Source organism: Bradyrhizobium sp. ISRA464 (assembly GCF_029910095.1).
Taxonomy (GTDB): domain Bacteria; phylum Pseudomonadota; class Alphaproteobacteria; order Rhizobiales; family Xanthobacteraceae; genus Bradyrhizobium.
This window is the reverse complement of sequence record NZ_CP094526.1, coordinates 8157386-8175046: the sequence shown is the minus strand read 5'-3', so window position 1 is coordinate 8175046 and position 17661 is coordinate 8157386. Positions and strand designations below refer to the sequence as shown.

Below are 17661 nucleotides of genomic sequence, written 5' to 3'. Positions count from 1 at the left end.
AATCGGCTTCGCGCGAAGCGCGTGACTGTGTCAGCCGCCCCGACTTCTCGGGGCTGGCGAATCGGGGCCGGGGCGGCTGACTTCATCGCACGTGGGGCGCGCGATGAATGGCTTCGCAACGTGCGGCTTGCTTCGCCGCCGCACGCTTGACCGCCAACTTGCACCACGTCGCCCGTTCTTCCGAAAGTGACGAAGGTCATCTTCCGCAGCTCCGGCGGCCTGGCCTATCGTCCGCCCCGTCATCGGATCCAAGCACGAGACCGATGCGGTCTCTGGCGAACGGAGTGAAAGATCATGAGCGTTTTTGGAAGCATCATGGGCGCAATCTTCGGCCATGGTTCGGCCCAGGCCAAGACTCCCCCGACGGCAACGGCGACGGCAACAGCAACGACTGCCGCACCCGCTGCGTCGCCGGCCGCCTCAACCGCGCCCGACGCGCCCGACGCCTCAGTGCCGCAAACGGTGGACGTCGCTGCGATCGTCGAAAAGGCCGCGGCCGCCACGGGCGAGCGGCTCGACTGGCGAAGCTCGATCGTCGATCTGATGAAGGCGCTCGGTCTCGACAGCAGCCTGACGGCGCGCAAGGAGCTCGCGAAGGAATTGAACTACACCGGCGACACCAACAACACCGCTGCGATGAACGTCTGGCTGCACCAGCAGGTGATGGCCAAGCTCGCCGCCAACGGCGGCAAGCTTCCGAGCGACATCAAGGTCTGAGGCATGCTCCGGACAAGCCTGTAGCGGCGTTCCGGAACGATCATGCTCAAACAAGAAGCCGAAGCGCGATCACGATCCGTCCGGATCCCGTCGCGCCCCGACGATCTGTACCGAACCCCGTGCGAGGCGAGCTCGCGGCAGACGAGACGTTTCGCACGCACCGCAAATGACACGGGAGAGCAGGAAATGGCAAAGGTACGCGCAACCACACGCAAAGATCTCGACGGCCGTCATCGCGACAAGAGTGGCCGGATCGAGCGGAAGCACGGCAACACCACGGTTGCCGCGCTGCGCAAGAAATATGGCGAGAGTTTCGCCGCAGGGCGCCGGAAGGACATGATGCTCAAGAGCCTTCTCAAGGAGACGGGCTCGAGTTCGCTGCACGAATATCTGCGGCATCATCACCGATAGCCAGGCGGGAAGCCTCGAGGCGTAGCGGTTTGCCGCGAACCGTTGCACACGCGCGCCTCGCCCGAGTCCAGCATTCATTGCGTGAGGAACAGTTGCCATGGCTCAACGTCATGTCGCCACGATGAACAACCCGTGGTCTGCCGGCGCGATTGGAATCGTATTGCTCGCTCTGGCACTCGCTGCCTATGCGACGATCGCCCATGCGGACGACGCGGACCGCGGACCGCGACAGCCGGACGCGAATGTCCAGCGCACCGCGCAGATTCCGCCGCCGGCCCGGGTCATCCTGCCTGCGCCGTGGGAGCCTGCGGCACCCGCCCGGTCCGCCGCCGCGCCGGCCGGGTCGACAGACCACAAATAGTCCAGCCACCGGGTTACGGCCCGAACCTAACGTTCGCACCAGCATCCAGCTTTCGGAGGAGATCATATGCTGAAGGAATTCAGGGAATTCGCCATGAAGGGCAACGTCGTCGATCTCGCCGTCGGCGTGATCATCGGCGCGGCCTTCGGCGCCATCGTCAGCTCGATGGTGGCCGACATCATCATGCCGATCATCGGCGCGATCACCGGCGGCCTCGACTTCTCGAACTACTTCACCGCGCTGTCGAAGTCGGTGACTGCAACCAACCTGGCCGACGCCAAGAAGCAGGGCGCAGTGCTGGCCTGGGGCAATTTCCTGACCCTGACGCTGAATTTCCTCATCGTCGCGTTCGTTCTCTTCATCGTGGTTCGCCTGATGAACAAGCTCAAGCGCGAGACGCCTGCGGCGCCGGCCGAGCCGCCGAAGCCGACCAGGGATCAAGAGCTGCTCACCGAAATTCGCGACCTCCTGAAGGTGCGTGCGTAACACTTGCGATCGATCGGGGCATTCTCTCAACCGTCCAGCTCTGGAGGGATAGCATGCCAGAACAGGTCAAGTTGCCCCGGAAACTCTCGCAGGAACCGGGCGCGCCGGCGCCGCAGCGGCCGAGCCATCAGCGGATCATCGAGGAACTCGACCGCTGGGCCAACAGCCCCGGCCTGCAGCCGCCGACGGACAGTGACGGAAAGAAGCGCAACGACAGGAAGGCGTGCTCGCGTCTTTGACGGCGGGCCGGGATGCAGCTCGGTGTCGATGACGTCCGCGCTGCACCCCACGCCGCAGCGCTCAGCGCGAGGCCGGCGCGAGCTGAGTTGCTTGTGCAGGCTCCAGCAGCTTGTCGCGGATCAGGCGCGTCGCGCCGCGGCTCCATGAGTAGTTCGCGCCCATCCGCAGTCCGCTGTCGCCGGCTGCGATGACGTTGCCAGTGCCGGCGTCGTGCAGCTGAAACCATACGAGATATTCGGTGCGGCTGATCCGCCTGACGACGCCGATCAGCGACTGGTCCGCGCCGAGTTTCCGGGCGATCTCCACGTCGCATCCACCGCAGTCCTGGATGGCGCGCGGCTTCGCGGCGTCCGTCTCAGTGCCGCTGACAGGCACCAGCGCATAACGCCCGGACTGCACCAGCATTTGCCTGACAGCGTCGGTCGTGTTGGCGAGCTCGGCGCCATCGCTCGCGGTCTCCAGGCCGGCTGCGCTGGCATCCTCGAGTTCGAAGTTGAACAATGCGAGCTTGATTGGCGCGGCTGCTGCCGCCGGCTGCGGCTTTGCCAACGCCTCGCGGATTTCGCGCGCCACGAACGCCTCGGCCCGTTGCCATGCCTCATCATTGTCGCCGCGGAAGGTGTAGAGTTTCTCGAACAGAACCCGGTTCTTGTCGAGATCGACGGCGCGCACGCGGGCCCACTGCACCAGCGTGCTCATCTTCTGAACGAGGCCGACGATCAGAACGTTGGCACCGCCTTGCGCGGCCGCGCGCAGCCGTTCGGCCGTCAGCGGCGCATCGGCGTCGCAGGTCGAACCACAGGAGGAGGGGACGAGGCGATAGAGCGCGTCGGCCGCCACGTCGCGCCTGAGCGCCGCGGTGAAGGCCTGCAGGCGCTCCTGGTGCGAGGCGCTCTGGTCGGTGGGCTCGCGCGAGGTGTCGAGATAGCCGAAATCCTGGATTTCCACGCCCACCCGCTGCGCCGCAAGCGCGCTGGGACAGGTGGGGCCGAAGCCAAGGAGAAGTCCGGCGAGAACGAATGTTTGCAATACGGGGCGGGAGCGGGGCATGGCAGCGGACCTGTCGTGGTGGAGGATGAACGGTCGAGCGAGCCTAGCCAGGGCGGACGGCTGGTCGAAGCCGACCTCGTCACGCGCGGGGCCGGGAAATTTTCACGACGTTGCCGAGCCGGGGCCGCGGCGCTTCCCGTCGGGCCGGTTCGGCCGCTAGATTGGCGAGGAGATGCCTCAGGGTCAGCCGAGTAAGGACGGCCGCCGATGCAGATGTTTCCGAGAAGCGATCTGAAGCTCCGCCTGACGTTGCGGGTGATCGCCGCGTCGGCGTTCTGTTTTGCCGCGATATCGGCCTTCTTCCTGGTCGACGGCGATCGATCGGTGCATGCCAGGCTGGACATGATCGCCTCGATCACGGCGCGGACCCTCGAGCTGCAGCAGAACAAGGTCCAATGGATCAACCAGCCGCGTTCGAGCTTTCCCGACCTTCAGGAGGTCGCGGGATCGGTGATGACGCCAGGCCTGTGCATCGCTTATCGCGACCGGAACGGCGCGATGGTGCAGCGCGTCTGCGGCGGGCCGCGGGGCGAGGCGGCCGACGCGCCATATGCTTTCGCCATGTTCTATCGCAAGCTGTTCGATCCCGGGCGCGAAACGATCGGGCCGGTCTTCTTGCGCGGAAGCAGGGTCGGCGACGTGGTGGTCTCCGTCGATCCGGCGACGCTTGCGTCGGAGGCTTGGCAGGGGGCGGGCCGCGTGATGGCCGCGCTGGCGCTGGCCCTGCCGCTGTTGGGCGCGCTCGTCTATATGGCGCTGGCGCGCGCGCTTCGCCCCACAGGCTTGATCCGCGACGGCCTGGAACGGATCACGACGGGCGACCTCGCGGCCCGGTTGCCGCCGTTCGATCTCGCCGAACTCTCCGCCATCCGCGACGTCTTCAACCATCTCGCCGAGCGCCTCGGCACCACGCTCGCCGAACGCAACGAACTAACCCGCCGCTTGATCGCCCTGCAGGATGACGAGCGCCTGCACCTTGCGCGCGAGCTTCACGACGAATTCGGGCAGTCGCTGGCCGCGATCCGGGCGCTCGCGGCATCGGCCCGGCAGAGCGCGGCGCAGGACTGCCCGGCCATTCTGCCCGAATGCGACGGCATCGCGCGGACAGCGGCCGACATGATGGAGCGATTGCGTGGCGCGCTGTTCCGGTTGCGGCCGCCCGATGTCGAGCAGCTAGGCCTCACCGCAAGTCTGGAAGGCCTGATCGCCGGATGGAACAGCCGCAGCCGCGGGCAGACCCGGTTCGAGATCAGCCTGTCCGGCATCTGCGATGCCTTGCCGGCCGAGTTGGCGGCCAACCTCTATCGCATCGCACAGGAGGCGATCACCAACGCGGCCAAGCATGCCGGAGCAAGCCGGATCAGCCTCGCGATCGCGATGCGCGATCTGCAGGACGGCTCCGGCGTCAGCATGCGTGGGGATATCGAGCTGATCGTGGAGGATGACGGTCAATCGTGCGATCGTCCGGCCGGATCTGGCCTGGGTCTGCTTGGCATGCGCGAGCGCGTGGCCGCGCTCGGCGGCAGGCTCAACTTCGCCGCGCGGCAGGGCGGCGGCTCCGTCCTACGCGCCGTGATCCCGGCCGTGGTGACGACGGATCGGCCTGTCGTCGGCAATGTGGTGACGGAGCATGCGGCGTGAAGGATACGGTCGCGACGGTCATGCTGGTCGACGACCACGCCGTCGTCCGCGAGGGCTATCGCGCCGTGCTGCAGAAGCAACCGGGATTGCGGGTCGTCGCGGAGGCCGCCGACGGCGCCGAGGCGTATCGGCTGTTCAAGGAGATCAAGCCCGACCTTGTCATCATGGATCTCGCGATGCCCGGGATCGGCGGCATCGAAGCGATCAGGCGCATCCGGCAATGGGATCGCAATGCCCAAGTCCTGGTCTTCACCATGCACCAGAATGCGGCCTTCGCCGTGCAGGCGATCCGCGCCGGTGCGCGCGGTTACGTCACCAAGACCAGTCCGCCCGAGACGCTGGTGCAGGCCGCCATGGATGTGCTGGCCGGACGGATCGCCATCAGCCCGGATATCGACCACGAGTTGGCGCTGAGCCGGCTTGCCGGTGACGTTGTCGCGGCCGACGTGCTGTCGCCAAGGGAGTTCGAGGTGCTGCGCATGCTGCTCGCCGAGCGGACCAGCGACGAGATCGCCGATATGCTCCATATCAGCCCCAAGACGGTCGCCAATCTCCACTATCTGATTAAGACCAAGCTCGGTGTCGGCTCCGATATCGAACTGGTCCGGCTCGCGCTGCGGCAGGGGATTCTTTCGCAACGCGATTGGGGAGAGGCCTGATCCTGCGTTCGCCGAGCGGGTTACGACGGCCGCCGCCGCGCCGTTGCGATAAGCGCCGTTGACGGAATGAGGAAGATATCGCCGACGCGTCCGCGTTCGACCTGCATTTCGAATTCGCGCACGACCGCCGCGCGCTGCTCCTCATTCAGCGTCTGCCATTGCGGCCCGAACTCGAACAGGCGGTCGGCCCCCTGATAATCTCCGACATTGAGGCTGAAATCGTGGCTGACTTCCGTGATCGTCGGATCGGAGAAACCGGCGGCGATGACGGCCGCGGCAAGGCGATCGGAATCGGCCAGCGCGGTCAGGCCTGTCGCTGGCGATTGGCCGACCAGATCCGGATAGAGCATCCGGACGATCCGCGACACCATGAGATGCACCGCGGCGCCGTCCGGGCTTTTCCAGACCGCGATTGCCGCCGATCCGCCCGGCCGCGTCACCCTGGCCATCTCGCGCAGCCCGGCGCGCCAGTCTGCAAACAGCATCACGCCGAACACCGATGTCACGGCATCGAACGCGGCATCCGGCAGATCGAGCGCCTGGCCGTCCATCTGCCGCGCCTCGATATTCGCGACGCCATGGAGGCGAACCCGCTCGACCATGCCGGCGGAAAAGTCGATCGCGGTGACCTGCGCCCCGGTGCGGGCGGCAGCCAGCGCCGCGACGCCGGTGCCGGTCGCGACGTCGAGCACTTTCGACGACGGGCCGAGCGCGAGCGTCGCAACCGCGGCTTCGGCGAAATGCGCGGTGAACGGTTGCGATTGCGCCTCGTAGATGGCAGCCATCTTGTCCCAGCGCGCGGGATCGTTGAACGGCAGTTGATCGGTCTGCTCACCGTGCTGCATGTACCTGATCCTCGAGTGACTGCCGGTGTTTCGCGAGTCGGCGGTTGAAATCCTTGGCAAGCGCTTCGAGCGTCACGGCACCGAGCCGTGTCAGGAAGATCCCTTCGACCTCGCGAAACGTATCCCCGAGCGCATCGTTGACGGCCTGCTCGACCAGGCAGCCGGGCTTTTCCGAGCGGTGGCCCATGGCGATGATCGTCGGCGCGCCGACCGCGCGATAGATGTCCGCGAGCGTGATGTCGGATGGATCGCGCGCCATCGTCCAGCCGCCGCCATGACCTTTCTCGGAGCGGACAAGGCTTTGCTCGCGAAGCCCGGCCATGACGCGGCGGACGACGACCGGATTGGTCGCCATCGCCTGGGCAAGCTGGTCCGACGTCACCGGTTCGGCCGCCCCGATCATGTGGAGGAGGCCGTGCAGCACGCTCGATAAACGGCTATCGCGGTTCATGTAACGTTACATGTTACATGATAGCAACCGTGTCAAGGGCGGGCGCCGATATCGTTCTCGCGCGGAGATTCGGCCGTCCGGTCTGGCTCTTGTGCCCCTACGCGCTCGATTGGCGCTGGCTGCGCGACCGCGCGGACAGTCCCTGGTATCCGACCATGCGGATGTTCCGCCAGGACAAGCCGCAGGCCTGGGAGGGCGTGCTGGCACGAACCTCCGCCGAACTCGCGCGCGTCGCGGCCGGCGAGCGCGAGCTGCTGCTGCCGCCGGCGCTGCGGGATTGAGCGGCGATCAACGCATTCCTGCCGCGTCGCGTCTGCGAGACACGCGTACCGAGAACGCGCTGTGCCTCTACCGCGACGCACTCATTCTCTGCGCGCCGCCGAGCAATTTGACGTTGAGGTGGCCGCCGTCGAACAGCATCTCGTTCAGCGCTCCCTCGATATCGGCCGACGTGATATTCTGGCCGCCGTCGCGGGCGATGCTGGCTTGGGCGAGGCGGCGCATCAGTTCCTTGATGAAGGCGGCGCTGACGCCTTCCGTGCGCCGCACCGCGTCGTCGATGACGGGCTGTTCGAGCGGCAGGCCCTTGCCATAGAGCCGGACCAGCTTGTCGCGTCCGATCTCGTCGGGCAGCGGTACCTCGATCGCCTGGTCGATGCGGCCGGGCCGGCCGGCGAGCGCGCTTTCCAGCTCTTCTGGCCGGTTGGTCGTCAGCACGAACAGGATATCGCAATCCTCCTTCAAGCCGTCCATCTCATTGAGCAGCTTGTTGAGCAGCGATTCCTCGCAAGGCCCGCCCATCTCCTCGCGGCTGCGTGCGATCAAATCGACGTCCTCGATCACCACCATGGTCGGCTGCAGCAGGCGCGCAAGGTTCATATAGGCGCCGAGCAGGCCGACCTGCTCGGCGGTGATGATCAGCGTCGTGTGGCCGGGCAGATTGGTGGCGAGGTAGCGGATGGTGTGCGTCTTGCCGGTGCCGGGCGGGCCATAGAGCAGGATGCCCTTGCGGGTCGATTGGCCAAGCTTGCGCAGCAGCTCGCGGCTTCCGACGAAATCGAGCACATTGCGCTCGAGCAGCCGCAGCGTCCGGTCCGGCAGGATCACGGCGTCGCGATCGACCGTCGGCAGGCGATGCACGGTCACGCCGCGCGAACGTCCCCGGTAATCAGAGCCGCCCTCCAGCGAGAGGATCTTGCCGCGATAGGACCGGGCCGCATGCACGGCAATTTCCAGTTCGGCAAAAGTGCGCTGTACGAAGGCATCGCCGGCAGCGCCCGCCGGCAATCCGATTTCGATCCGAACGGCCGGTTCGCGGTCATACTCACGATGATAGGTCAGCAGCACCGCATAGCGTAGCGCGCCGGACCGGCACAGCCACAAACCGTTAACGAGGCACTTCACCGGCTCAGGCTCGCCGATGTCGACGTCTTGATACTGCGGTGGTGCGATCGCCGGCGCGTTGCGGCTGTCTTTCATCAATGATGCAAATCCAATCGTCTCGTAGCGATATTCTTCATGGATGCCGAAGAAATGGATCGGATCCGTGAGCAGCTTGTCGATCGCGACCTGAACATCGGCGCGCATGTGGCCTGGAAACTGTCGCGCCCGTGTCACGATCAGGTTGCGGGGCACGCCGGCGAAATGCCAATCGAGCGCAACGAAAGCGTATCGAAACTCGTTGCCTGGCAACTCTTCCGAGCTGCGGCGTGCGGCGAGCAGGCAGTCGCTGCACAGGGAGGCGGTCGTACCGGAGAGAAGAATCTCCGTGACGGCCCTCGGCGCTTCGCAGAGATCACAGGGGCGGCTGGCGTCGGCGGACTCGGTGGTGATCAGCAACGGCTGGCCGTTCGAGCGGATCAACCACTTCGCGCTGTTGAACATTGCCCGTGCGACGGGGGCCGGATAGGGGCCGCACGGAATAGCACCCTTGGCCTCGATCAAGGCTGCGGAGGCGATGGCTTCCTGTTGAGATTTCCCGAACACCGTGCGCAACAAGTCCTGCACGAATTCCAGCGGCGTCTCGCCGTCGTCGTGAATGAAGAGCTGTACCGGACCGTCGTCGGCAAAGACGTCGTGCATGAGACCCCCAAGACGCAATTGGAAACAAAGGAACAAAATAAGAACATCATAGTGGCTCCAGCGCGTCAAGCGAAAGATTGTCCTGCCTCAGCCCTGGCGTGTGGTGAGCCATTCAGCCGGCTTGCCCACAACGCATCCTGCATGCGTAAACGCGGCTCAACGCTTGTGACGATTATGTTGCGGCAAATGCCAAGAGATCGCCGCCGCGCCAGCAAACTTCCGACACATCATCGGGGCGAAAAGGAGTAAATCGGCATGACGCGAGCGCGGGGGCAGATTCCAAGCCAGGAATTTGCTGTCGCGCAATTTATTTTAAGAGGCTCTCGTGTCGCACAAACTTCGTTTTGCGATCCTTCTCGTCCTCACCCTGTTCGTTTCTCCTGCCCTCGCGCAGCCCGGCGCCAAGCCGGCGCCGCCGCAAGCCAATACCGGCGATGCGCTGACGCCGGAACAGGCCAAGCGCGCCCTCGAAACGCTGCAGGACGACAGGAAGCGCGGCGAGATCATCAACACGCTGCGCGCGATCGCCAATGCCTCGCCGCAGGCGGCGCAACCCGCACCGGAAGAGCACTCCCCGATTCCGCTCACCGCCGACAGCCTCGGCGCGCAGCTCCTGCTGATGGTGTCGGAGCAGGTCACCGACATGTCGCGCGAGGTGGCCGACGTTGCGCGGACGCTGACGCATTTCCCGGCGTTCTATTACTGGTTCGTGCGCACCGCTAATGATCCGGCGGCCTATGGCCTCCTGATCGACATCGCCTGGAAGCTTGCGCTGGTGCTCGGCTGCGCGCTGGCCGTCGAATGGGTGGTGTTCCGCCTGATCAAGCGGCCGGTGGCATTTCTGGAATCGCGGCTGCCGCAGACGGCGCGCGTGCCGCAGGCGCTCGCGGTCGCCGATCCGCCGTCGTCGGTCGCCGACGTTGCGCCTGAGCCCGAGCTGCAGCGCCGCCGGCTCACCCTGGCGCGGGCCTGGCAATCGGTGGTCCGGCTGCCCGTCGTGCTCGGGCGCCTCTTGCTCGAATTGCTGCCGGTGGTCGTGTTCGTCGGCGTCGCCACCGCGCTGCTCGGCACCGAGATCGGCGACCAGTCGACCACGCGGCTGGTGATCCTCGCCGTCGTCAACGCCTACGCGTTCTCGCGCGCGCTGATCTGCGCGGTGCGGGCGCTGGCGGGACCGTTCGGTCTGTTCCGCATCCGCGCAGAGACCGCGGCCTATATCGAGATCTGGGCGCGGCGCATCGTCGCCGTCGGCGTCTCCGGCGTCTGCTTTGCCAATGTCGCGCTACTGCTCGGCCTGCATCGCGCCGGCTATGCCGCGCTGCTGCGGCTCGTGATGCTGGTCGTGCATCTCTTCGTCGTCGTGATCATCCTGCAGTGCCGCCGGCAGGTCGCGGATGCGATCCGCCCGCCGGCCGACCGCGTCGGGCTTGCGGCGCGGGTCCGCAACCGCGTCGCCGGGCTCTGGCATGTGCTCGCGATCGCGCTCGATCTCGCGCTGTGGGCGGTATGGGCGCTCAACATCCAGAACGGCTATTCGCTGTTGCTGCAATATTTCGTCGGCACCATCGCGGTGCTGTTGGTGACGCGCCTAGTCACCATGGTGGTGCTGAGCCTGATCGATCGCGGCTTCCGCATCAGTCCGGATCTGCTGCAGCGCTTCCCGGGGCTGGAGGTGCGCGCCAACCGCTATCTGCCGCTGCTGCGCAAGATCGTCTCGGCGGTGATCGCCTTCATCGGCTTCGTGGCGTTGCTCGAGGTCTGGGGTGTCGACGCCATCGTCTGGTTCTATGGCGGGCAGATCGGCAGCCGCCTGATCTCGGCGCTGGTGACGATCGGCATCGCCGCGTTCGCCGCCGCCGTGATCTGGGAGGTGGCCAATGCGCTGATGGACCGGCAGATCAATACGCTGTCGCGCGAGGGACACTTTGCCCGCGCGGCGCGCCTGCGCACCTTCCAGCCGATGCTGCGCACCGCGCTGCTGTGCGTGATCGTCGCGGTGGTCGGGCTGACCGCGCTGAGCGAGATCGGCGTCAATGTCGCGCCATTGCTGGCCGGCGCCGGCATCGTCGGCATCGCGATCGGCTTCGGCTCGCAGAAGCTGGTGCAGGACCTCATCACCGGGCTGTTCCTGCTGCTGGAGAACACCGTGCAGGTCGGCGACACCGTGACCGTGTCGGGGCTTTCCGGCGTGGTCGAGAACGTGTCGATCCGCACCATGCGGCTGCGCGCCGGCGACGGCTCGGTGCATGTCGTGCCGTTCAGCGCGGTGACGACCATCACCAATGCCAGCCGCGGCGCCGGCAATGCCTCGGTCAGCGTCAACGTGGCCTTCAAGGAAGACACCGACCGCGCCGGCGAGATCCTGAAGGACATCGTCGCCGAGATGCGCCGCGAGACGACGTACCGTGCCCTGATCCGCGGCGATCTCGAATTGTGGGGCGTCGACAAGGTCGACGGCTCGGTCGTGACGATCGTCGGCCAGATCCGTTGCACCGATGGCGGCCGCTGGCCGGTGCAGCGTGAGTTCAACCGCCGCATGAAGCGACGCTTCCAGGAGGAGGGGATCGAGATCGCCTCGCTCGGCCAGACCATCCTGATGCAGATTCCGGCGCCGTCCGAGCCGGACGCCAACGCAAAGCCGCGCCGCGCCGCGGGCTAGAACGGACGGGTTTTTCGGCCGGATCAAACCGCGGGCTCCGCTTCACCTCGCCCCGCTTGCGGGGGCTAGATGCGTTCCGGGTGAGGGGGAGTCTCCGCGAGTGTCTTTATCAATGAGTATGCGGAGGCAGCCCCTCACCCCAACCCTCTAAGAGCGAGCTTCGCTCGTCTCGACCCCGTAAGAACGGGGAGAGGGGGTGCAGTTCTTCCGCGATTGCACAGCGCGGTATGCGTCTCATATCTGCGACACCGTCTCGCGACTGTGAGACGTTCAGCGCTTTTGTTCGGCCCGTGCACCGGCCGCAGCCGGCCGAAAACCGGGCCTTCCTTCTCATTATCAGCGATTCCCGCGCTGGCACGGCGCTTGCTCATCTCGCCGTTCGAATGCGCGGCAAGACGCATTGCACGACTGAATTCTAGCAAGAAGGAACACGCCATGGAGCTTGGATATTTCACCATGCCCTCGCATCCGCCGGAGTGCGGATTGAAGGAGGGCCACGACTGGGATTTGCAGACCCTGCGCTGGCTCGATGAGCTCGGCTATCAGGAGGCCTGGATCGGCGAGCATCACACCGCGCCGTGGGAGCCGCATCCGTCGCCGGATCTGTTGATCGCGCAGGCGCTGATGCAGACCAAGAACATCCGCATCGGGCCCGGCGGCTTCCTGCTGCCGTATCATCACCCGGCGGAGCTGGCGAACCGCGTCGCGATGCTGGACCACCTCTCGAACGGGCGGCTGAATTTCGGCGTCGCGGCGAGCGGCCTGCCGAGCGACTGGGCGATGTTCAACGTCGACGGCATGTCGGGGCAGAACCGCGACATGACCCGTGAGGCGCTCGAGATCATCCTGAAGATGTGGACCGACCCGGCGCCGTGGACCCACAAGGGCAAGTACTGGACGGTCACCAAGCCCGACACGATGTTCGACTTCCTCAAACCCCACATCAAGCCGGTGCAGGCGCCGCATCCGCCGATCGGCGTTGCCGGCCTGTCGAAGAACTCCGACACGCTGAAGCTCGCCGGCGAGCGCGGCTTCATCCCGATGAGCCTCAACCTCAACCCCGCCTATGTCGGCAGCCACTGGGAGTCGGTGGAGGCCGGCGCGGCCAAGACCGGCCGCAAGCCGAGCCGCAAGGACTGGCGGATGGTGCGCGAGGTCTTCGTCGCCGACACCGACGAGGAGGCCTGGAAGCTCTCGGTCGGCGACATGATGGGCCGGATGATGAGCGAATACTTCCTGCCGCTGCTCGGCCATTTCGGCTTCAAGGACTACCTCAAGCACGCCCCCGACGTGCCCGACAGCGACGTCACCGTCGAATATTGCGCGCGCCGGAATTGGATCGTTGGCTCGCCCGCGACCGTCACCGAGAAGATCGAGAAGATCTACCGGGAGGTCGGCGGCTTCGGCGTGCTGCTGGTGTTCGGCTTCGACTACAAGCACAAGCCCGAAGCCTGGCGGCACTCGCTCGATCTGCTCAAGAACGAGGTGATGCCGCGGCTGAAGCATCTCGGCGCCGAGTTCGAGAAGGCTGCATGACTGGTGCGCAGGGTGCGGGGCTTGCCTCGCACCCTGTGTCGCATATCTTGAACGGGGTTTTTCGATACCGGGGTTGCGGCATGACGGTCGATGCACAGAGTTTCAAGCAGGCCATGCGCCATTGCGCCGGCGCCGTCGCGCTGGTGACGGTCGGCAGCGAGCCCGGACGACGGACCGGCCTGACCGTGACCTCGGCCTGCTCGCTCTCGGACAACCCGCCGTCGGTCCTGGTCTGCGTGAACCGTAATGCCAGCGCGCATGAGCGCATCCGCGAGGAGCGCCATTTCGTCGTCAACTTCCTGAACGAGGAGCACGCGCTGTTGGCGCTGACCTTCAGCGGCCAGAAGGGCGTCAACGGCGACGACCGTTTTGCGTTTGGGCGCTGGACCACCGGCGCGACCGGTGCGCCGGTGCTGGAAGATGCGGTGGCCGCCTTCGATTGCGTGCTGACGCAAGAGCTCGAGACCAAGACCCATTCGGTCTTCATCGGCGAGGTCAAGCATGTGCGCGCCGCGACCGCGGTCGATCCGCTGGTCTATCTGCGCAGCGGCTTCCACAGCGTGCGCGACATCCGCGATCCAGTCACGCTCGGCGACATCGACGCACGGCGTGTGAGCTGGAACGAGTTTTCCTGAAACGTACGGTGTGCCGACATCGGCACGGCAAACGGCGCAGGCACCCGATCCTGTCTCGACCGGCTTGAGAACTGTCGGGAAGCATGGCGCCCCTGGAGGCGGATACTGATCAAGCTGGCGCTGCCCTTCGTCACATCGCCAGATTTTCGAGAGGGAGAGACATGGGCTCCGCCGGCCAACAGGCTTGGTCCGCCTCACGCCGCGTTTGATGGCGTGAGCCCGGCGCGGCCATGCGACCGCCGGCCGGGCCCGCGCCCATGTGAGGCGTCACTGTCCTTGCTGAGGTCCTGCGGACGCTGTGCTGCTATGACCCCGGCGTTTTCACGTCCAGTTTGATGTTCAGGAGGTTGACCCCCTTGAACGGGTTCGGCGCGCTGTCGATCGTTCCCGTGCCCGTCGCGTTCGCATAGGCGCCCGTCCCCGAAAGGATCGTATATTCGCCATGCGATTTTCCGTCTTTGACCGCGCCGGTGTAACGCGCCGTGATCGAGCCATCCTCGAACGTGTAGGTGCTGTAGCCGAAAAATGGGCCCGAGCCCTTGAGCATGTCTCCCGAATGGACGAACTCTTTCACCCCGATACGGCCATCATTGAAGACGGCGACGCCAAAGAACTTGCCGGACACGACCGTCTGCCCCTCGACGTTTGCTGCCTCGATGACCTTGACGTCGATCGGCTTGGTGACGAGCTTGAACTCGAGCACCTTCTCACCCGCTACTGCGGTTGACGCCGCAGCGACGATTGCCACGCCGGAAACGAAAATGGTGATAAAATTCCGCATAGACTCCTCCTGCGTTTGCTGAAATCAAATCTCAAATCAAGGAGTGCACAGCGGGCTATACGTCATGCCCAGCATTTGCGTTGCGGCACGAAAGAGAGCCCGCGGTGATATCCCGGCAGCGGCTGAAGCTTTCGATACCCCAGCATGCTGGCTGGAACGCGCGCATTAGTCTACGCGATGGGTAAAGGCTCAGCAAGCGTGGCCCCAGATGAGCCAACGGGTCGCGTGAATGCTCGCTGACGAGACGGCGAACGTCCCAGAACAGCCCGCGCCATGCTATAGTGTGGTCGCGTGCGAGGGAGCGTTCGATGAGGCAGCGGGAGCTCACTAACCCCTTCTCCCGCTGCCGTGGTCGGCCCGCGCGGCATCCATCGAAGCTTCTGCGGATCGGCGTATCCATGACAATTGCCGCCGGCAAATGCGGCAAGCGCGTCTTAAGAAACCTCGTCACCGACAAGGAGGACCAACCATGAAGATCGTTGTGATCGGCGGTACCGGACTGATCGGCTCAAAGACCGTCGCCATTCTGCGTCAGCGCGACCATGAGGTCGTCGCCGCCTCGCCCAAAAACGGCATCAACACCATCACCGGCGAGGGGCTTAAGGAAGCCATGGCCGATGCGACTGTCGTGATCGACCTGGCCAATTCGCCCTCCTTTGAGGACAAGGCGGTGATGGAGTTCTTCGAGACCTCCGGCCGCAACCTGCTTGCGGCGGAGTCAGCAGCCGGCGTCGGGCGCCATGTCGCGCTCTCGATCGTCGGAACCGACCGGACGCCCAACAATGGCTACTTCCGCGCCAAGGTGGCGCAGGAGAAACTGATCGAGGCTTCCGGTATCCCCTACACCATCATCCGCGCGACCCAGTTCATGGAATTCCTCGGGGCCATCGCCGCTGCAAGTGCGGATGGAAACACGGTCAGGCTCTCGCCCGGCCTATTCCAGCCCATCGCGGCGGAAGACGTTTCCGCCTTCGTTGCCGATGTGGCGCTCGAGCCGCCGCGCAACGGCATCGTCGAGATCGCAGGCCCGGAGCGAGCGCCGTTCAACGAAATCATCGCCCGCTACCTGAAGGCAATTGGCGACCCGCGTGACGTGGTAAGAGACCCTGACGCCCTGTATTGGGGCGGCCGGGTCGAGGAGCATTCGCTCGTGCCCTTGGGCGAGGCGCGCCTCGGCCGCATCGATCTGAACGAATGGCTGCGTCGCTCACGGGCTGCAGGTTGAACAAGCAATCCTAGCTAGCCGTCCAGCCCGACCTTCAACGACTTGATCTTGCGGTACAGCGTCGCGCGGCTGAGCTTGAGCGCTTTCGCGGCTTCGGTCACGCGCCCGCCGCTTGCGCGTAGCGCTTCGGCGATCGTCGCGCGCTCGGTCGCGGCGTGATCCTGCTCCGCGCTGCCGCCGCCCATCGGCGGCAGATCGAGATCGGCTTCGGCGATGACGCCGTGCTCCGCGGTGCAGCCGGCGAGCCGCAGCACGTGGCGGAGCTGGCGCATGTTGCCGGGGAAGGGATAGGACATCAGCCGTGCCCAGGCGGGCGGCGAGATGCGGCAGTTCGGCGCTTCCTCTTCCGCGATCTGCGCGATCACCTCTTGCTTGTCGGCGCGCTCGCGCAATGCGGGCAGCCGGACCTCCATGCCGCGCAGCCGGTAATAGAGGTCGGAGCGGAAGCTGCCGTCCTCCGCCATCTTCGCGAGGTCGCGATGCGTGGCGCTGATCAGGCGGATGTCGACGGGCACGGGCTTGAGCGCGCCGAGCGGCCAGACCTCGCGATTCTCGAGCACGCGCAGCAGCCGCGTCTGCAGCGCCAACGGCATGTCGCCGATCTCGTCGAGGAACAGCGTGCCGCCGCTCGCCTGCACGATCAGCCCCTTCGAGCCCTCGCGCCGCGCGCCGGTGAAGGCGCCGGCCTCGTAGCCGAACAGCTCGGCGTCGATCAGGCTTTCCGGCATCGCCGCGCAGTTCAGCGCGACATAATTGTTGCGGGCCCGATTGCTCGCCGCATGGATGGCGCGCGCGAATACGTCCTTGCCGGCCCCGGTCTCGCCGTGCAGCAGGATCGGCAGATCGAGATTGCCGACCGTCATCAGCCGCTTCACGCCCTTGAGCAGCACGGGATCGCGCCCCGCCAGTCTGTACAGCCCGTTGAACTGCCCTCCCGATGTGTCGCGCGCCGGCGCCGGCATCGGGCGCGGCGACCGTGTGCGCACCGGCGGCGCCACGCGGCCATGTCCCCACGGCGTGCCGTCGGCGCGGCGCAGCGCGACGGCCTCTTCGGGGGCCCGCGCCGCCCGATCGTCGAGCTGGATCAGATGCGACAGGTCGATACCGTCTGATATCATCGCATCGGTCAATCCGAACGCGGCGCGCGCGTGGCGGCAGGCGCCGACGACGCGGCGGTCGTCGTCATAGGCGAGCATGCCATGCCCGTCGCCGGGCAGGGTCGCGATCCAGGAGGCGCGGTAGCGCCGGCGGAAGAACGAGCGTTCGATCCGCCGCGTCGCATCCGTGGTGACGGCGAGCGCCAGCTCATGCGCGCCACGGCCGAGATCGCTGCGGCACGAGGTGATGTTGATGGCGCCGGCCAGCCGTCCGGCATGGTCGAACAGCGGTGACACCGCGCAGGTGAACATGTGCCACTGCTCGCGGAAATGCTCGTCGCCATGCACGAGGATCGGCCGCTGCTCGGCGAGCGCCGTGCCGAGCCCGTTGGTGCCTTCAAACGTCTCGGCGAAATTCGAGCCGGTGTAGATCTTCCATTCCAGGAACATCCGCGCGTAGTCACCCTCGGGCAGGCGGCTCACCAGCATGGTGGCGTTGGGATCGGCGAGATTGACGCAGTAGCCGGAGTCGCGGAGCACGCGCGCGAGGTCTTCCAGTTCCGGAATGGCAACCTGGATCAGGTCCTCCATCGGCTCCGCGATGTGCCGGACCTCGGCTTCGGTCAGCGTCTGCGGCGGGCCGCGGCGGGCGGGGTCGAGCTTGTGGCTTACCAGGCAGCGCCGCCAGGAGGCGGCAATCCGCGACTCGGTGTCGACGCCGGCCACCTGATTGGCCGTCGACAAAACACGGGCGACATGATTCGAGGCCGCGAGATTGGCCATCC

At 65.9% G+C, this 17661-nt stretch carries 18 protein-coding genes and 1 pseudogene; 13 read left to right on the top strand and 6 right to left on the bottom strand.

Annotation, left to right across the window (positions count from 1 at the left end):
- The first annotated feature begins 294 nt into the window (after positions 1-294).
- The 5 genes from MTX19_RS37880 (at position 295) to MTX19_RS37860 (ending at position 2214) form a co-directional block, all read left to right on the top strand.
- Positions 295-717: a DUF3597 domain-containing protein gene (locus MTX19_RS37880; RefSeq protein WP_280981718.1), complete on the top strand. Its 423-nt coding sequence runs from the start codon at positions 295-297 to the stop codon at positions 715-717.
- Positions 718-903: 186 nt separating this feature from the next.
- Positions 904-1128, top strand: a complete 225-nt coding sequence (locus MTX19_RS37875; RefSeq protein ID WP_280981717.1) for a hypothetical protein — start codon at positions 904-906, stop codon at positions 1126-1128.
- Positions 1129-1225: 97 nt separating this feature from the next.
- Positions 1226-1489, top strand: a complete 264-nt coding sequence (locus MTX19_RS37870; protein ID WP_280981716.1) for a hypothetical protein — start codon at positions 1226-1228, stop codon at positions 1487-1489.
- 66 nt (positions 1490-1555) lie between these two features.
- On the top strand, positions 1556-1975 hold the full coding sequence (gene mscL / locus MTX19_RS37865) for a large conductance mechanosensitive channel protein MscL (protein WP_280981715.1): 420 nt from the start codon (positions 1556-1558) through the stop codon (positions 1973-1975).
- A 53-nt stretch (positions 1976-2028) separates the two neighbouring features.
- Positions 2029-2214: a hypothetical protein gene (locus tag MTX19_RS37860; RefSeq protein WP_280981714.1), complete on the top strand. Its 186-nt coding sequence runs from the start codon at positions 2029-2031 to the stop codon at positions 2212-2214.
- A gap of 61 nt (positions 2215-2275) precedes the next feature.
- On the opposite strand, the gene MTX19_RS37855 is transcribed toward MTX19_RS37860, so the two are convergent.
- Positions 2276-3169, bottom strand: a complete 894-nt coding sequence (locus tag MTX19_RS37855) for a DUF2380 domain-containing protein (protein WP_348638253.1) — start codon at positions 3167-3169, stop codon at positions 2276-2278.
- 94 nt (positions 3170-3263) lie between these two features.
- On the opposite strand from MTX19_RS37855, the gene MTX19_RS37850 reads away from it, so the two are divergent.
- From MTX19_RS37850 to MTX19_RS37840, 3 genes are read left to right on the top strand one after another with little or no spacing between them, the layout of a single operon-like run.
- Complete coding sequence (locus MTX19_RS37850; protein ID WP_280981712.1) at positions 3264-3425, top strand: hypothetical protein; 162 nt, start codon at positions 3264-3266, stop codon at positions 3423-3425.
- 47 nt (positions 3426-3472) lie between these two features.
- Positions 3473-4906 (top strand): histidine kinase, encoded by a 1434-nt coding sequence (locus tag MTX19_RS37845; protein WP_280981711.1) that lies wholly within the window; start codon positions 3473-3475, stop codon positions 4904-4906.
- A gap of 20 nt (positions 4907-4926) precedes the next feature.
- Positions 4927-5565, top strand: coding sequence for a response regulator transcription factor (locus MTX19_RS37840; RefSeq protein ID WP_280984628.1), 639 nt, complete (start codon positions 4927-4929; stop codon positions 5563-5565).
- Positions 5566-5585: 20 nt separating this feature from the next.
- On the opposite strand, the gene MTX19_RS37835 is transcribed toward MTX19_RS37840, so the two are convergent.
- A complete protein-coding gene (locus tag MTX19_RS37835) occupies positions 5586-6410 on the bottom strand; it encodes a class I SAM-dependent methyltransferase (RefSeq protein WP_280981710.1) in 825 nt (274 codons plus the stop codon).
- Positions 6397-6861, bottom strand: coding sequence for an Rrf2 family transcriptional regulator (locus MTX19_RS37830; protein ID WP_280981709.1), 465 nt, complete (start codon positions 6859-6861; stop codon positions 6397-6399). Before MTX19_RS37830 ends, MTX19_RS37835 begins: the two co-directional genes overlap by 14 nt.
- Before the next feature lie 71 nt (positions 6862-6932).
- Between MTX19_RS37830 and MTX19_RS37825 the strand changes: the two are divergent.
- A pseudogene (locus MTX19_RS37825) lies at positions 6933-7142 on the top strand (hypothetical protein); the annotation flags it as partial.
- Positions 7143-7209: 67 nt separating this feature from the next.
- Here the strand turns inward: MTX19_RS37825 and MTX19_RS37820 are convergent.
- Positions 7210-8943, bottom strand: coding sequence for an ATP-dependent Clp protease adaptor ClpS (locus MTX19_RS37820; RefSeq protein WP_280981708.1), 1734 nt, complete (start codon positions 8941-8943; stop codon positions 7210-7212).
- Positions 8944-9268: 325 nt separating this feature from the next.
- On the opposite strand from MTX19_RS37820, the gene MTX19_RS37815 reads away from it, so the two are divergent.
- From MTX19_RS37815 to MTX19_RS37805, 3 genes are all read left to right on the top strand, one after another.
- Positions 9269-11602, top strand: a complete 2334-nt coding sequence (locus MTX19_RS37815) for a mechanosensitive ion channel domain-containing protein (protein WP_280985751.1) — start codon at positions 9269-9271, stop codon at positions 11600-11602.
- Between the two features lie 435 nt (positions 11603-12037).
- A complete protein-coding gene (locus MTX19_RS37810) occupies positions 12038-13138 on the top strand; it encodes an LLM class flavin-dependent oxidoreductase (RefSeq protein ID WP_280981706.1) in 1101 nt (366 codons plus the stop codon).
- A gap of 80 nt (positions 13139-13218) precedes the next feature.
- Positions 13219-13773 carry a flavin reductase family protein gene (locus MTX19_RS37805; RefSeq protein WP_280981705.1) on the top strand — a complete coding sequence of 185 codons (555 nt, stop codon included), beginning with the start codon at positions 13219-13221 and terminating at the stop codon, positions 13771-13773.
- 304 nt (positions 13774-14077) lie between these two features.
- On the opposite strand, the gene MTX19_RS37800 is transcribed toward MTX19_RS37805, so the two are convergent.
- The gene (locus MTX19_RS37800) at positions 14078-14521 is read right to left on the bottom strand and encodes a hypothetical protein (protein ID WP_280981704.1); all 444 of its coding nucleotides are present in this window, start codon (positions 14519-14521) and stop codon (positions 14078-14080) included.
- A 502-nt stretch (positions 14522-15023) separates the two neighbouring features.
- Here MTX19_RS37800 and MTX19_RS37795 point away from each other — a divergent pair.
- Positions 15024-15779 carry an SDR family oxidoreductase gene (locus MTX19_RS37795; protein WP_280981703.1) on the top strand — a complete coding sequence of 252 codons (756 nt, stop codon included), beginning with the start codon at positions 15024-15026 and terminating at the stop codon, positions 15777-15779.
- A gap of 14 nt (positions 15780-15793) precedes the next feature.
- Here the strand turns inward: MTX19_RS37795 and MTX19_RS37790 are convergent, their stop codons facing one another.
- Positions 15794-17659 carry a sigma-54-dependent Fis family transcriptional regulator gene (locus MTX19_RS37790; RefSeq protein WP_280981702.1) on the bottom strand — a complete coding sequence of 622 codons (1866 nt, stop codon included), beginning with the start codon at positions 17657-17659 and terminating at the stop codon, positions 15794-15796.
- Positions 17660-17661 lie beyond the last annotated feature (2 nt).